Source organism: Nannocystis exedens (assembly GCF_002343915.1).
In the GTDB taxonomy this organism is placed as follows: domain Bacteria; phylum Myxococcota_A; class Polyangia; order Nannocystales; family Nannocystaceae; genus Nannocystis; species Nannocystis exedens.
Window position 1 is genome coordinate 6,855,099 of record NZ_NETK01000001.1, and the last position, 14,513, is coordinate 6,869,611.

13 protein-coding genes and 1 pseudogene are annotated in these 14,513 nt (G+C 72.8%); 5 read left to right on the forward strand and 9 right to left on the reverse strand.

Features of this window, described 5'->3' with window-relative positions; all coding sequences use genetic code 11:
• Positions 1–66: 66 nt before the first annotated feature.
• The 3 genes from NAEX_RS26955 to NAEX_RS26965 all read right to left on the reverse strand — a co-directional run bounded on the left by NAEX_RS26955 (position 67) and on the right by NAEX_RS26965 (position 3,169).
• Complete coding sequence (locus NAEX_RS26955) at positions 67–798, reverse strand: hypothetical protein (RefSeq protein WP_143825635.1); 732 nt, start codon at positions 796–798, stop codon at positions 67–69.
• Between the two features lie 46 nt (positions 799–844).
• Complete coding sequence (locus NAEX_RS26960) at positions 845–2,374, reverse strand: serine hydrolase domain-containing protein (RefSeq protein WP_096330354.1); 1,530 nt, start codon at positions 2,372–2,374, stop codon at positions 845–847.
• A gap of 186 nt (positions 2,375–2,560) precedes the next feature.
• On the reverse strand, positions 2,561–3,169 hold the full coding sequence (locus NAEX_RS26965) for an RNA polymerase sigma factor (RefSeq protein WP_096330355.1): 609 nt from the start codon (positions 3,167–3,169) through the stop codon (positions 2,561–2,563).
• A 338-nt stretch (positions 3,170–3,507) separates the two neighbouring features.
• On the opposite strand from NAEX_RS26965, the gene NAEX_RS50745 reads away from it, so the two are divergent.
• Positions 3,508–3,852: an AgmX/PglI C-terminal domain-containing protein gene (locus NAEX_RS50745; RefSeq protein ID WP_096330356.1), complete on the forward strand. Its 345-nt coding sequence runs from the start codon at positions 3,508–3,510 to the stop codon at positions 3,850–3,852.
• A 115-nt stretch (positions 3,853–3,967) separates the two neighbouring features.
• Here the strand turns inward: NAEX_RS50745 and NAEX_RS26975 are convergent, their stop codons facing one another.
• Positions 3,968–4,387 carry a hypothetical protein gene (locus NAEX_RS26975; protein WP_096330357.1) on the reverse strand — a complete coding sequence of 140 codons (420 nt, stop codon included), beginning with the start codon at positions 4,385–4,387 and terminating at the stop codon, positions 3,968–3,970.
• 692 nt (positions 4,388–5,079) lie between these two features.
• Here NAEX_RS26975 and NAEX_RS54635 point away from each other — a divergent pair.
• Positions 5,080–5,883, forward strand: coding sequence for a phytanoyl-CoA dioxygenase family protein (locus NAEX_RS54635; protein ID WP_096330358.1), 804 nt, complete (start codon positions 5,080–5,082; stop codon positions 5,881–5,883).
• Positions 5,884–6,205: 322 nt separating this feature from the next.
• Here the strand turns inward: NAEX_RS54635 and NAEX_RS53130 are convergent.
• Together NAEX_RS53130 and NAEX_RS26990 are read right to left on the reverse strand one after the other, a co-directional pair.
• Positions 6,206–7,831, reverse strand: a pseudogene (locus NAEX_RS53130) (SulP family inorganic anion transporter); the annotation flags it as partial.
• A 526-nt stretch (positions 7,832–8,357) separates the two neighbouring features.
• Positions 8,358–9,005: a hypothetical protein gene (locus tag NAEX_RS26990; protein ID WP_096330360.1), complete on the reverse strand. Its 648-nt coding sequence runs from the start codon at positions 9,003–9,005 to the stop codon at positions 8,358–8,360.
• Positions 9,006–9,109: 104 nt separating this feature from the next.
• Between NAEX_RS26990 and NAEX_RS26995 the strand changes: the two genes are divergently transcribed.
• The 3 genes from NAEX_RS26995 to NAEX_RS27005 all read left to right on the forward strand — a co-directional run bounded on the left by NAEX_RS26995 (position 9,110) and on the right by NAEX_RS27005 (position 11,791).
• On the forward strand, positions 9,110–10,096 hold the full coding sequence (locus tag NAEX_RS26995; RefSeq protein ID WP_143140324.1) for a MopE-related protein: 987 nt from the start codon (positions 9,110–9,112) through the stop codon (positions 10,094–10,096).
• On the forward strand, positions 10,093–11,037 hold the full coding sequence (locus tag NAEX_RS50755) for a lectin-like protein (RefSeq protein ID WP_170136035.1): 945 nt from the start codon (positions 10,093–10,095) through the stop codon (positions 11,035–11,037). The genes NAEX_RS26995 and NAEX_RS50755 overlap by 4 nt, the downstream gene beginning before the upstream one ends.
• Before the next feature lie 526 nt (positions 11,038–11,563).
• On the forward strand, positions 11,564–11,791 hold the full coding sequence (locus NAEX_RS27005) for a hypothetical protein (protein ID WP_096330362.1): 228 nt from the start codon (positions 11,564–11,566) through the stop codon (positions 11,789–11,791).
• Between the two features lie 359 nt (positions 11,792–12,150).
• Here the strand turns inward: NAEX_RS27005 and NAEX_RS27010 are convergent, their stop codons facing one another.
• The 3 genes from NAEX_RS27010 to NAEX_RS27020 are packed head-to-tail and all read right to left on the reverse strand — an operon-like array spanning position 12,151 to position 14,443.
• Positions 12,151–12,732 (reverse strand): DUF6939 family protein, encoded by a 582-nt coding sequence (locus tag NAEX_RS27010; protein WP_096330363.1) that lies wholly within the window; start codon positions 12,730–12,732, stop codon positions 12,151–12,153.
• Positions 12,729–13,424, reverse strand: a complete 696-nt coding sequence (locus NAEX_RS27015; protein ID WP_177325886.1) for a cell surface protein — start codon at positions 13,422–13,424, stop codon at positions 12,729–12,731. Before NAEX_RS27015 ends, NAEX_RS27010 begins: the two co-directional genes overlap by 4 nt.
• On the reverse strand, positions 13,421–14,443 hold the full coding sequence (locus NAEX_RS27020; RefSeq protein ID WP_096330364.1) for a TlpA family protein disulfide reductase: 1,023 nt from the start codon (positions 14,441–14,443) through the stop codon (positions 13,421–13,423). Before NAEX_RS27020 ends, NAEX_RS27015 begins: the two co-directional genes overlap by 4 nt.
• Positions 14,444–14,513 lie beyond the last annotated feature (70 nt).

Sequence of the window (14,513 nt, forward strand, 5' to 3'; positions counted from 1 at the left end):
GGACCCTGGCGGAGGCGTGGCCGTCGCGCAGGCCGAGCGCCCCCGGGCGCGCGGCAACGCCCGCTCTCACTTCTTCTTCTTCTCGTCCTTGCCCTCGGCCTCGCCCTCACCCTCCTTGAACTTGTTGGTGGTGAGGGTCTCGTCCTTCTCGATCTCCTCGAGCGCCTTGTTGATGCCCTCGAGCTCGGTGCGCGCGTTCTTGATGGCCTCGGTGAACGCGGCCTCGCTGGCGATCTGCGGCCCGAGGTTGTTGACGACCTCCTCGAGCGGGCGGAACAGCTTGTTGTAGCTGGCCTGGGTGTTGCCGCCCTTGGTGCTGCGCTCCGACAGCTTGTCGATCTGCTTGATCAGCGCCTTGAAGCGGTCCTGCAGCGGCTTGATGCCCTTGTCGGCGGCCTTCTGCGGGTCCTTCGCGGCCGCCCACTTGCCGGCCTCCTTCTCGAGGTCGTCGATGAACTTGCCGGTGTCGACGTCGAGCTGCTTGTACTCCTTGATGCGCGTCTTGATCCACTCGCGCTCGACCTTCTCCATCTCCTTGGCGTTCTCGGCCGCCAGCTCGGCGTCGATCTCGGCCTTGGTCTTGAAGCCGGCCTCCTTGCGGCGGCGCGCCAGCTCCTCCTCCGACACCCCGGCGTCCTGCTTGAGCTCCGACAGCTTCTTGGTCGGCGGACCGATCTGTTCGGCGATCGACTTGCGCTCGCCGCCGTCGCACGCGGGCGCGGCCATGAGCGCCCACGGCAGGACGAACATCAAGCTGCGCGTGACGACATGGTCCGAGAAAACAGAACGTTTGGACATGAGCAGATCCCCCAGCGCGCACGATACGAGCGGGGGCGCGGGGTTGTCAAATACCGTTCTGCTCGCCCTTCTCGGACCTTTTCAGGATGAAACGCAGTTCGCCGGCCTGAAGCGTGAGATGGGCGACGGGCGCGCCGGGCGGGCCGAATTCCGCGATCGTGGCCGACGGATCTTTGAAGAAGAAGCGGTCCTCCCCCATGAAGTGCATCCATTTGTCGCCGTGCTCGGGGACATTCATCCACAGGCGATCGCCCTTGCGGAACACCCGGACCTGCTCGATCGCGCTGAGCTCGTCCTCCCCGACCAGGCCCTTCAGCTGCTTGTGCGTCGTCTCGGTCAGCGCGTAGGTACCGACGTAGCGGCCGAGCTGCGCGGCCGACAGCCGGACCTCGTCGAACTCGCGCGGCGGCTGGACCTCGCCGCCGTGGACGATCTGCGCCAGGTCGTAGGCGACCGTGCGGGTGTCGACCGCCTCGGTGTTGGCCAGCACGAACACCGTGACGCCGTCGCCGAGGAAGCGGGCGATCGTGGCGTTATAGCCCTCGACGCCGCCGGGGTGCCAGGCGATCGTGCCGCCGCCGTCCTGGCGGACGAACCAGCCCATGCCGTACTCCTCGCGCACGACGGTGGTCATCTCGTCGAGGCTCTTCTGCGACAGCACGAGGCCCGGGGTGCGGAGGGCGCGGTCCCAGCGGGCCAGGTCGGCGGCGGTCGAGACCATGCCGGCGGCCCCGCCGTAGGCCGAGGAGTGGCGCTGGGCCGCGGGCACGAGCACCTCGTCCTCGTCGAACTCGTGGCCGAGGGCGTCGACGGCCAGGCCGATGCCGCTGTCCTTCATGCCCGCGGGCGCCAGCACGCTCGTGCGCAGATAGTCGGCGAACGGCTGGCGCGCGACCTGCTCGACCAACTGCCCGAGCAGGAAGTAGCCCGAGTTGCTGAGGTCGAAGTCCGTGCCGGGCACGAACTCGAGCGGCAGGTCCTGGAAGAGCGCCCGCACGTCGGCGGCCGAGACCGCGCGAGCGTGTCCGACCGAGAACACCGCGGCGTCGGTGTAGCTGGGGATCCCCGAGGTGTGGGTGAGCAGGTGGCGGACGGTGATCCGATCGCCGATCGCCGGGTAGTCGGGGATGTACTTGCGGACAGGTGCGTCGAGGTCGACGAGGCCGCGGTCGCGCAGCTGCAGCACCGCCACCGCGGTGAAGGTCTGGGTCAGCGAGCCGATCTTGAACTTCGTGGTCGCGTCGATCGGGCTCTCCCGCGCGAGGTCGGCCCGGCCGTAGCCGCGCGTCAGCACCAGCTCGCCGTCCTTCACCACGCCGACGACGCCGTGGAACTTGAAGGCGTCGCCGTAGCTGCGGCCGAACGCGCCGACGTAGGCGTCGACGCGCGCGGCGAGGTCGGCCGGCAGCGCCAGCGCGGGCACCGGCGGGCCCGCCGGCAGGGCCGCGCTCACCGGCGAGTCGTCGCGCGGCAGCTCGGCCGGGACGATCTCCGGGACATGTCGCGAGAGACCTGTCCATTCGGGCATCCAGCCGGCGGCCGCGGCGGCCACCGCGGCGACGGCGACGGCCAGCACGCCGGCGACGGCGACGCCGGCGAGGCGCGGCAGGCCGAGGCCGAAGAAGCGGCGGAACGGCGCGCGCTCGGGCCCGCCGGGGCCTCGGCGGCGAGGGCCGCGAGCACGCGGTCGGCGAAGTCGGCGGGCGGCTCGGCGGCGGTGAACGCCGCGAGCGCGCGGCGCTCGGCGTCGGTGCGGGGTTCGTCATGCACGGTACACCTCCTCCAAGGCGCGGCGCAGGGCGGCGCGGGCGCGAGACAGTCGGGACTTCACGGTGCCGAGATCGATCTGCAGGTTGTCGGCGATCTCGGCGTACTCGAGCTCGTGGTACTCGCGCAGCAAGAAGGCGGCGCGGAACTCGGGGGACAGGTCGTCGATCGCGTGCTGCAGCGCGGCCGCCAGGCGCACGCGCTCGGCGTCGGCGTCGGCCGCGGCCGGACCCGCGGGCTCGGCAGCCGGATCGATCGGCGCGACCTCAAGCCTTCGCCGCCGCAGCTCGTCGATCGCCAGCCGACCGGCGATCGTCAGGATCCACGTCGACAGCCGCGCGGGCCCGCGACGGTCGAACCCTTCCAGGGCGCGGAACACTCGCAAGAATGTCTCTTGGGCCAGGTCCTCGACCAGCGGCGCCGCGGCCCGCCCGTGCAGCATGCGCGACAGCAGCGCGAACACGGGGCGTTGATAGCGGACCACGAGGTCCCTCCGCGCCCGCGCGTCGCCCCGCTGGGCGCGGGCCAAGGTCAGCTCGTCGAGCTCGTCGGGTGGTGGTCGGGGCGGCACGGCTTCGGGGTCCCGCGAGGCGAGGGCGGTCACGCGAGGGTGTCACGGGCGGCCCCCCCGCAGGTTCCCGATCGACGCCAGAAAGCATGAGAACGGGCACCACGAGGCGATGGAGGCGCCTGCGCGAAAACGACCCGCGCCGGTTGGCCGGCTTCGAGAGCGCGGACGCCACGGCCACGAGGGCGACCTTCTCTTCATGGAGGTCGGTCCCCCGGCAAGCTCGCGGAGGCACGCCGCGATCGGGTCGGTCTTCTCTCTTTCTAATAAGAAAAATCGCGAGAAAGATCGCGGGCCCCGGGAACCTCGTCGTCCCGCTCCCGTGTGACGGGGCGAACGGAGGAAGCGACGATATGCGTAAATGGTACCCGGCGATGCTACTCACCGCGATCGTGACGGCGGCCGCCCCGGCCCAGGCCGGCGGCGGATCGCTCGACAAGGACGAGATCCGCGAGGTCGTGAAGGCGCACCTCCAGGAGATCCGCGCCTGCTACAACGAGGGCCTGGCGCGCAAGCCGACGCTGGCCGGCAAGCTGACGGTGGACTTCGAGATCGCGCCGAGCGGCGAGGTCAACAGCAGCGAGATCCAGCAGGGCTCGACGCTGGCCGACGCGAAGGTCGAGGGCTGCATCGCCTCGGCGGTGCAGTCGTGGAAGTTCCCGGCCCCGACCGGCGGCTCGGTACAGGTCAGCTACCCGTTCGAGCTGTTGCCGGGCTGAAGGCGCGGCCGCGTGCGGTGGGGTGAGGAATGACCCGCGCGAGCTCGCGGCGCCCCAGCTGGCGCGGGTCGCCGGCGCTGGTCTCATCAATGTCCTTCAAGACATGTCGCAAGCCTCAGCCCCACAGCGTGAGGCCGATGGCGATTAGCCCGCCGAGGACCGCGCCCCACAGGCCGCCGAGGACGGCGCCGGCGGCCCCGCCGACGAGGGCGGTGTCGCTGATCGGCGGCTCGGCGGGCGCTTCCGGCTGATCCGGCGCGTCCTCGGCCGCTGCGGTCGGCGCGTCGTCGCGGACGGCAGGAGCCGGCGCGGACTTCGGCAGGCGCCGCGGGGTCGGCTTCTGCACGCAGCGCAGGCAGCCCGGCAGCAAGGCGAGGACCTTGGGGTGCGGGCTGACGGCGTCGATGTCCCAGGCGCCGCGGCCGTCGCCGCAGCCGAACCGCGAGAACGCGAGCTTGCGGCGGCAACGGTGACAGAAGCCCTGCGTGGAGGTGTAGATCGAGTTGAGGGTGTCGCTGTCGAAGGCCATGGTCATCGCGCGGAGGTAGGGCTCGTATAGGCGAGTCGCCTTATCTGGTGCGGACCATGCGATCGGCCTGCGGAAGCCCTGCTGATGGGCTCCAGGCGGCCTTTTGCGCGAGCTCGTCCCGAACTGCGCGGCGGGCGCTGAAGCGCGCTTCGCGGGCCGCCGAACGGCCCGCGCAGCGGCTGCGCGCCGCGGTTTCAGGCGAGGGAGACGGCCTGCGAACGGGGTCACACGACGCGTCCTCGGTCGGCAGGATCACTCGCCGCGACGTCCCTCTCGTCTCCTCGCGTTCGGCTGCAACATCGCCGGCAGACGGGGCGCTCGACGGGTGTCCGTCGTCTGCTGCATCGACGGCTCGCACGACGGGCGCGACCGAGTCGGCGGTCCCGCTCGTGGCGACGCGCGGGCGGCGGTCGGACCGAGCGGGCAGAGCCGGTGCGGGCGTCGCGGCGCGTGCGGATGATTCATGTTTTATGGGACATGTTCATCCGGTCATGTCACGCGATCGACGCGGCCGGCTTGCAGCGCCGGGGCGGTTCGGCTACGGTGAGCGCGGCATGATGATGTTCACGATCGCTTCGGCCTTCTTCCAAGTCGTTTGAGGCTCGTCGCTTCGAACCGGGCGCACCCCGCCCACGGCTGAACTGCCGGCCTCCGCACGCGCGTGGCGCTGCGGGCCGGCGCGATCGGAGAATTTTTTCATGACTGCCCACGACAATTGCCCCCGCGCGCTCGGCGACGCGGACATCGAGAATTTCATCCGCGACGGCTTCGTCCGCATCGATCACGCCTTCCCGCGCGAGGTGGCCGATGAGGCCCGCGCGATCCTCTGGCGCGCCACCGGCTGCGATCCTGACGACCCGGCGACCTGGACGCGGCCGGTGATCCGGCTCGATCAGTTCGGCCAGCCGCCGTTCGTCGCCGCGGCCAACACCGCGGTGCTCCACGACGCCTTCGACAAGCTGGTCGGGCGCGAGCGCTGGTGGCCGCGGACGACGCTCGGCACGTTCCCGGTGCGCTTCCCGTCGCCCGCCGATCCCGGTGACGCCGGCTGGCACGTCGACGTCAGCTTCGGCTTCGACACGCCGGACTTCATGGAATGGCGCGCCAACGTGGTCTCGAAGGGGCGCGCGCTGCTGATGTTGTTCCTGTTCTCGGACGTCGGCGACGACGATGCGCCGACGCGGATCCGCGTCGGCTCGCACCTGGCGATCGCGCGCCGGCTGGCGCCGGCCGGCGAGGCGGGGCTGACCCTGCGCGAGCTCGTGGCCGACGACTTCGGCCACTCGGCGCACCTGCCCGAGGCGCTGGCCGTCGGGACCGCCGGGACGGTGTACTTGTGCCATCCGTTCCTCGTCCACGCGGCCCAGCCGCACCGCGGGACGCGGCCGCGATTCCTGGCCCAGCCGCCACTGATGCCGCGCGAGCCGTTCCGGCTCGAGCGGGCCGCCGGCGACTACGTGCCGGTCGAGGCGGCGATCCGCCGCGCGCTCGACCGGGCTTGAGGTGAGCGACAAGCCGCCGCGCGAGGCCCCGCGCGGCGAGCCTGTGCGCGACGGTTCGACCTCCGCGGATGACATGTCCGAAGCGACATCTCGGCGCCGACGGGCGACGTGCAGCTGCCGGCGGGCGTCTGGATGTCCGGACGGACAGGTGACGAGACCACGGCTCGCGGGCCGCCGGGGCGAGCAGCCGTATGTCCCCCAGGACATGATTTTTAAACCATCCCGGCCCCCGGGGGCCGGCGGGGTCACGGCCAGGCCTGGGTCGCGCGGGGTCGGGCGCGGGGGTCGGGGCGTTGCTGGCGCGCTGGACGGCCTCGTGGGCGGTGAAGCTGAAGCGGTCGGGGCCGAGCTCGGCGGTGAGGCCGCTGCGGGCCAGGACGTCGCGCACCGGCCCCTTGAGGTCGGCGACGTAGAGGTCGATGCCGTTGCGGCGCAGCTCGCCGAGGAAGTCGCGCAGGTTGGCCAGCGCGGACACGTCGATGTCGTGGACGCCGCCGGCGTCGATGACCACGGCGCGCGCCTTCTCGGCGGCGATCCGGCGCCGGATCTCGTCGATCAGGTAGGTCGCGTTGGCGAAGTACAGCGGCGCGTCGAGGCGGATGATGACGACGCCGGGGACGGTCTCGGCGTCGGGGAAGCGGAGGACGTTGCGGTAGACCTGGGTGCCCGGCAGGCGGCCGAGCACGGCGGTGTGCGGGCGCGTGGTCCGGAGCACGAACAGCAGCAGCGAGGCGCCGACGCCGAACGCGAGGCCGAGGCCGACGCCGAGCGCGAGGGTGGTGACGAAGGTGATCGCCAGCGGCACGAGCTCGCGCGGGCGGGTGCGCCGGAGCTCGCGCACGAACGCGACGTCGACCAGGCGCGCGACGGCGACGACGATGATCGCCGACAGCACGGCGCGCGGCAGAGTGGCCAGCAGCGGGGCGAACAGGGCGAGGGTGAGGGCGACGATCGCGGCCGAGACGACCCCGGCGAGCGGGCTGCGAGCGCCGGCCTGGGCGTTGACGGCGGTGCGCGACAGGCCGCCGGCGATCGGGTAGCCGCGCACGAGGCCGGCGGCGATGTTGGAAAAGCCGAGCGCGAGCAGCTCCTGGTCGGGCTCGACGACCTCGCCGCGGCGCGCGACGGCGAGGCCGGACGAGAACGCCTCCATGAACGAGATCAGGGCGATCAGCGCGGCCGCGGGGGCGAGGCCGAGCAGCAGCTCGCGGTCGACCGCGGGCCACGCGGGCGCCGGCAGGCCCGAGGGCACGGGGCCGAGCAGGGCCAGGCCGCGGGCCTCGAGGGCGAACACGGAGCCGGCGACGGTGGCGAGGACGACCACGAGGAGCGCCTTGCCGCGGAACTTGCCGAGAGCGACGAGCGCGAGCACGGCGCCGACGCCGAGCGCGACGGTGGGCCCGTGGACGCCGCGCAGCTGCTCGGCGAGGGCGACCAGCAGCGGCCACAGGGCGGCGCTGCTTGGCAGCTTGAGCCCGAGCAGGGGGCCGAGCTGACTGGCGATGATGAGGATCGCCGCGGCCGAGGTGAAGCCGCGCAGGACCGGCAGCGAGAGGAAGTTGACGACGAAGCCGAGGCGCAGGGCGCCGGTGATCGCCTGGAACGCGCCGGCGAGGATCGCCAGGGCGGACGCCGCGGCGACGTAGGTGGCGACGTCGCCGGCCGCCAGCGGGGCCAGGGCGGCGGCGGTGAGCAGCGAGTCGAGCGCGACCGGCCCGACCGCGAGCCGCCGCGAGGTCCCGAGCACGGCGTAGATCAGCGGCGGCGCGAGCGCGGCGTAGAGGCCGGCGATCGGCGGCAAACCGGCGAGCATGGCGTAGGCCATCGCCTGCGGCACCAGCAGCACCGCCGTGGTCGCGCCCGCGAGCAGGTCGGCGGCGAAGTCGGCGCGGGCGTAACCGGCGGTCCAGCGCAGGAGCGCGCGGCGCTTGGGCTCGAGGGGCGACATGCCGGCGCGAGCGAGTGTGGCACGTTGTCGCGCCGGCTTCAGCGGCGAGCGAGCGGGCGGCTGCGGCGGGCGTCGCGAGGAACGCGGTCCCGATGGCCGTGGCGGGTCCCGGCGGCGGAGGACGAGCGTCTCGTCACGCGCGCGTGGTCGCGGTCGCCGAGCGGCGGGGGGCGAGGTGCTGGCGCGAGGGACATGGCAGATGTCCCGAGAGACATGTGGCTTGCGAGCCGCGCGAGGGCCCGGCTTGCGCGCGAGGCTCAAGGTCGCGCTCGCGGCTGGAGGTGGCCCGGCGGGAGCTGGCGCTCGGGACACGGGGGCATGTCCCGAGCGGCCTGTGGGGGCGCCGCGTGGGGGCCGGGGCGTCGACCTGCGCAGGGGGGCATGTCTTCATAGACATGTCTGATTGTTCATGCAGCGAGCGCCCGCGGCGGGGAGCGGTCTCGGCCGGCCTGTCGCGAGAGACAGGCGACCTGGCGTACGGGACAGGCCGCCGCGAGGGCCACACGTCTGGCGCGAGGGACAGGTCCTACTGCGCGGCCGCCTGGAGGGCGGCGGCGATGGCGGGCTCCTGGGCGTCCATCGTGGTGAGGAGCGAGTTGCAGGGGACGTAGTCGTCGACGGTGATCTGCGACTCGGGCCATTCGCGGAAGCCGACGGTGTCGGAGCGGAGCTGCACCTTGCCGACCCACGGGACGATCTTGGTCGGCGACACGCCGGGGCGGGAGATCAGGGCGATGACCAGGCAGCCCTGGTTCTGGCGCGAAAGCAGGAGGCCGACCGAGACGCCGGCGCAGCCCTCCTTGGGGCACACGCGCTCGGGCTCGGGGCGGAAGTCGATCGGGCGGCCGGGCAGGTGCTTCTCGACGATGCGCTTCATCTGCTGCTGCAGGGCCGAGGCGAGGCCGCGGTTGTCGTCGACGATCTCGCGCGGGATGATGCGCGGCCACAGCACGGTCACGCCGCCCGCGGTGCCCGCGGACTTGGAGACGTTGCGCTCCTCGAGCGTCTCGGGGGCGGGCTGAGGGGCCGGGGCCGGGGTCGGATTCGGGGCCGGGGCCGCGGTGGCCGGCAGGCTCGGCGGGGCGGAGGTCGGTGGTTGACTGGGCGGCGCGTCGGTCGTGACAGGCGTGCAAGCGAGCAGGGCTGCGAGCAGGGGGGCGAGGCGCGTGCGCATGGGGCGAGTGTATCAAACGCGGCGCGCGCTCGCGCCCGCGTGCGTGAGGCTTCGGCGGGTGCAGGCGGCCCCCCCGGACGCGGTTCCAGCTAGAGTGTGGAGCGATGAGAAGGGTCGGGGTCTTCTTGCTCGCGCTCGCGGGCTGCACGTTCGACGCGACGGGGCTGGGCGAGACGCCGCAGACCGGCGCCGGCGCGGGGCCGACGACCACGGGCTCGACCACGGAGATGGGGCCGGCCTCCGACGCCGGACCGACGGGCTCGTCGACGACCGAGGACACGCTCGGGGTGTCGGGCTCGGAGTCGATGACCGACGGCACCGCCGGGCCGGGCGGCGACCTGACGTCGATGCCGACGCTGACGACCACCACCGAGCCCGACACGACCACCACCACGCAGCCGATGACCAGCACGACGACGCCGGAGACGACCGGCTGCCCGCTGGTGATGGCCTACAAGGACTTCGACAACGACTACTACGGCGACCCGAACACGCCCATGCTGGTCTGCGAGGGCGAGCAGGGGTGGGTGCCGGACAACACCGATTGCAATGACATGTCGGCCAACGCGCACCCCGGCGTCACCGAGATGTGCGACACGATCGACAACGACTGCGACGGGGTGTTCGACGAGTACGACGCCGAGACCAATAGCGACAGCTGCGGCAACTGCAAGTTCAGGGTGCGCGAGGGGAGCCTGTACTACTTTTGCAGCAACGAGCTCGATTGGGAGCCGGCCGAGCAGTTCTGCGTGACCCACGGGCTGCACCTGGCCAAGGACGACGGCGGCGACGAGCGCACGTTCCTGCTGCAGGAGATGGGCAACACCGGGCTGTGGTGGATCGGCGGCAACGACCGCATGACCGAGGACACCTTCCAGTGGGTGTCCGACGGCACGAACGTGGCAGGCGACTCGTGGGGCAACAACGAGCCCAACGATCAGGAGTGGTGGGGCTGGGAGGACGCCGACTGCATGCTGCTCGTCGACAGCAACGGCGTGGTCGGCTATCCCGGCGGCGGCACGGGCGGCAAGTGGGCCGATCACATGTGCGACAACGGGTTCAAGTTCATCTGCGAGGGCCCGCTGCCGTGATCGGCGGGGCGGACCGGCGGCGGGCGCAGGCTACCGCGCTGGCGGCGGCGCTGTCGCTGGCGTGCACCTTCGACGGCAGCGGCTTCGGGGCCCAGCCCGACGACCTGCCCCAAGAGACATCCACGTCGACGACCACCGGCGCGCCGCCGGCGACCACGCTCGCGCCGACGACGTCGACCACCGGCACGACCGCGGAGACGACCGGGGCGGCGGTGACGTCGACCGGGCCGGGGCCGACCACCGACGCGACCACGACGACCACCGGCGAGCCGGACACCACCGGGGAGCCGTGCGCGACGCCGGAGCCGCTGTACGTCGACGGCGACGGCGACGGCTTCGGCGACGCCGGGCAGCCGGTGACGACGTGCGCGGGCCCGGGCTTCTCGCCGCAGGCGGGCGACTGCGACGACGGCGAGGCGGCGGTGTTCCCCGGCCAGATCGAGACCTGCAACGTGGTCGACGACGACTGCGATCAATGGGTCGACGAGTTCGACCTGCGCAGCAACATCGCCTGCGGGGTGTGTACGTACATCCTCGCGGCCGGGCGGCTTTACGCGTTCTGCGAGGGCGCGCGGGCGTGGTCGGAGGCGCGCGCCGACTGTCAGCTGCGCGGGCTCGATCTGGCGATCGACATCGATTGGCCCGAGCACAACCTGCTGGTCAGCTACCTGGCCCAGGACAGCGGGCAGTGGTACCTCGGAGCCCAGGACGGCGACGGCAACAAGGAGGGCAACTGGCGCTGGCTCGACGGCTCCGAGGTGCCCAAGTGGGACGGCCGCTTCGGCCCGCAGCAGCCCGACGACAACGGCAGCGGCGACGCGGGCGCCGACTGCCTGGCGCTGGTCGCCGCCGGAATGGGCAACAACCAGACGCGGTGGGTCGACGAGAGCTGCGGGGTGCCGCACAAGTGGATCTGCGAGGGCGACCCGCCGGCGCCGTGAGCGGAGGCAGGATGGTCTTCGGGACAGGTTGACACGCGACGGGGGCGGGCGCCGCGGCGCAGCGCGGCAGCCTTGACCTGTCTTTCGGGACATCCCGCCCGGCGAGCTCGCGCATCCGGCGGTGGCGAGCCGCTCAGCCTGCGATATCACGGCGAGCCTCGCCGGCCCCAGACATGACCGGGCCGTCGCCGTCGGCAGGGACCGCGCAGGCGAGGCGGCGGGTCGGGCAGGCGCCCGCCCCGGTCGGCTCGAATCGCGCGGCCCGGCGGGCGGGTCGAGCCGTGAGTCTTGTTCCGACCGGCGGACCCGGCGGCGGGCTCGGCGTCGCGCGCACTGCGATATGTTCCTTTGGACAGGTGAATGATGCTGTAGATCGAAGGGCCGCGGGGCAGCGCGCGGCGAGCGATCATGCACATGTTCGAAAGGACATGTGATGCGCAGCGCCGCGCGGGGCGAATGTGCGCCGCGCGGAACGGCGCGCGCCTCGGTGATGGCGAGGCGGCGAGGGCTCGGGCATAGAGGGGGCGTGAAGGCCGTGAGTGCGGGGACGGGGCCGAGCCGCTGGGCTCGGCAGGCGGCGACGCTGCTGGCGCAGGTCCGCGACGACGCGCTGCGCGACGACCTGCGGCTGCGCTTCGACGAGCGCGCGGCGATCTGCGAGATCGACGGCGAGCTGTCGCGCACGGAGGCGGAGCGGATCGCGTTCGAGTCGCTGGTCCATGCGCTCGAGCGCCTGCGCGGCCGCGGCCAGTGACGGCTCGCGGCGGCTGACTCCTCGGGCAGGGATGCCGAGAGCGATGGGGCGACTCGCCGCGGTCGGGCCGGTGGCCGGAGAAGACGAGGACGATCGCAGCGGGCTGTCCTCGGAGACATGTCATGGAGTCGCCGTGAGGCGACCGTCGTCGGGGCGAACAAGGTGTTGCGGCGGGTCGGCAGATCGCTCGGCCTCGGCCTCGGCCTCAGGCGCGTACCCGGCGCGGGCGACGCGGGCGGGGAGAGGCGTTGCTCACCTCAACCCTGCAGGGAGCCGCGGGCCCCGGGCGCCCGTCGGCGTGCACTTACCCGAGCCCGCCGGTGGATCGCGTCTGTCACGCCGCGCGCCTGCGCGAGAGATCAGGCCTCGGCGTCTCGGTCCGAAGAGACATGCTCTTCCGGCCATGTCCCTTGCAGCATGTGAATGACGAGGCCGACGTGCGACAGCGGCCGGCTGAGGTCGTCGGGGTCGGGGTTGATCTCGTAGTCGAGGAGGACGACCTGGCCCGCGGCGCCGAGGCGCTGCAGCTCGAGCAGCTCGGGGCCGAGGTGGTGCGCGAGCACCCAGCGGTAGGTGGGCAGGTAGATCTGCCGCCGCGCCTCGGCGTAGGACAGCAGGCGCGTGCCGCCGAGGCCGTCGCGGTGGCCGAGGCAGGCGCCGAGGCGCTGCACCGTGCGCTTGAGGCCCTTCATGGTCGTGACGTCGAGCTTGCTCGGGTCGACGTCCTGGGTGGCGAACACCTTGAGCGCCTGCCACACGCCCTCCACCGAGGCGGCGGTGCGCCCCGGGGTGAACGGCACCGGGATCCCGCCGTGCGGGTAGAACGGGCTGAACCGGACCCAAGGCGCAGGCCCGCGCGAGGTCAGGTCGAGGACGGTGGCGCCCGGGAAGCGCTTGCCGACGTGGGCCAGCGCGTGACGGTTGTAGAGGTGGAAGCTCATGGCGCGTGGACGGCGGCCAGGGCGTCGAGGTCGAAGCCGCCGCTGCGACCGGTACACCACTGGCCGGACGGATCGTACTCGTCGCCGACGTCGATGAGGCGGACGTAGTGGGCGCGCGCGAGGCCGACCTCGGCGAGGTCGAAGGCGTCGCCGCCGGCCTCGGCGGGGTCGGTCGGATCGAGGCCGTTGCCCGGGCGGGCGCGGACGAGCGCGACGCCGGCGCAGCCGCGCAGGAGATCGTCGCCGGCCGGGTCGCATGCGAAAGCGCGCCAGTCGAGGCCGTCGTCGCTGACGAGCACGCGCGCCGGCTCGGCGAAGGTGCCGTCGCCGACCACGAACGGGTTCTCGAACACGAGCAGGTCGGAGCCCGGCCCGTCGACCACGCCGTCGCCGGCGAAGTGGAGGGTGATCTGGCCGCCGCAGCCGAGCGACAGCACGTCGAGGCCGGCGTTGCCGTTCTCGCCGGCCTCGGGCGGGCCGAGGACGATGTCGGGGAACGACTCCTCGCCCCAGCCGCCGCCCATCGGCAAGAACTCGTCGACGCAGTCGGCGAACGGGTCGGATGGTTTTGCGGACATGTCCTCGGGGCAAGCCCCGAGCGCGGGGTGACGGTCGAGGCCGTCGTCCTCGCCTCCGGTCGGGGCGCAGGCGAACGCGAGCAGCAAGGGGGCGAGGCGGGCGGAGGGGGTCATGGATCGGGGCGGGTGGCCGCGGTGATCGCGGCGCGCAGGGTGCTGTCCAGCGCCCGGCCCTGGTGGACCCAGCGGATCCGCCCGTGGGCGTCGACCAGCACCAGGTGAGGATAGACGGACAGGCGGAAGGCGCGGGCGATCGCGCCGCGGTCGAGGACGATCCGGAACGGCAGCTGCTTGTCGTCGCGGTAGCGGGCGGCGATGGCCCGCTGGTCGCCCTCGCGGTCGCAATTGACGCCGATGACCTCGAAGCCGCGCTCGCCGAGCTCGCGGTGGACGGCGACGTACTTGCTCATCTCGTCGCTGCACACGCCGCACCAGCTGGTGAAGAACACCAGCAGCCGGGCCCCGCCGCGCAGGTCGGCGGTCGTGAAGTCGCCGCCGTCGAGGTCCTCGGCGTGGAACTCCGGCAGCGCGTCGCCGACGGCCACGGGCGCGAGGGTCTGCCAGTGCGCGGCCAGGTCGGCGGCGTCGCGCCCGGCGCTGACCAGCGGCAGCAGCACGACGAGGGCGCCGACGACGAGCGAGGCGCGGCCGGCCGGGGGCGCGGGGGCAGCTGTCTCTGGGGACAGGCAGACGGCCGGGCGGACATACACCGCGAGGCCGGCGGCGAGGACGGCGGCGGCGATCTCGATGCTGTACTTCGGGACAGGTAGCGGGTGGCCGACGCCGGCGGCGAGGCGCGCGAGCACGACCACGAGCAGCATCGGCAACATGCACAGGGCGGCCCGGTGAGCCCGCAGCGGGCCGAGGATCGCCTCGACCGCGAGGGTGGTGACGAGCCACGGGATCAGGACGGTGAAGCCCGACAGCAGGGTGGGCAGGGCGGCGAGGCCGGCCATGGCGGCGAAGTCGGCCGCGGCGTCGCCGATCGCCAGGAGGTGCGCGCCGGCGGCGAACAAGAGGAGGAACAGGAGGCCGTCGCGCGGGCCGTCGTCGGGCGCGAGCGCGGCGAAGGTCGTGCGCGGCCGGAGCAGCGCGCCACCCCAGCGCGCGAGCGTGGTGCGGAGACGGTTCATGGGCGGGTGAGCCTCCGGACGCGGTGAACTGGCGCGGTGATGCGGTGATTCATGAGGGGGCGGAGGGAGG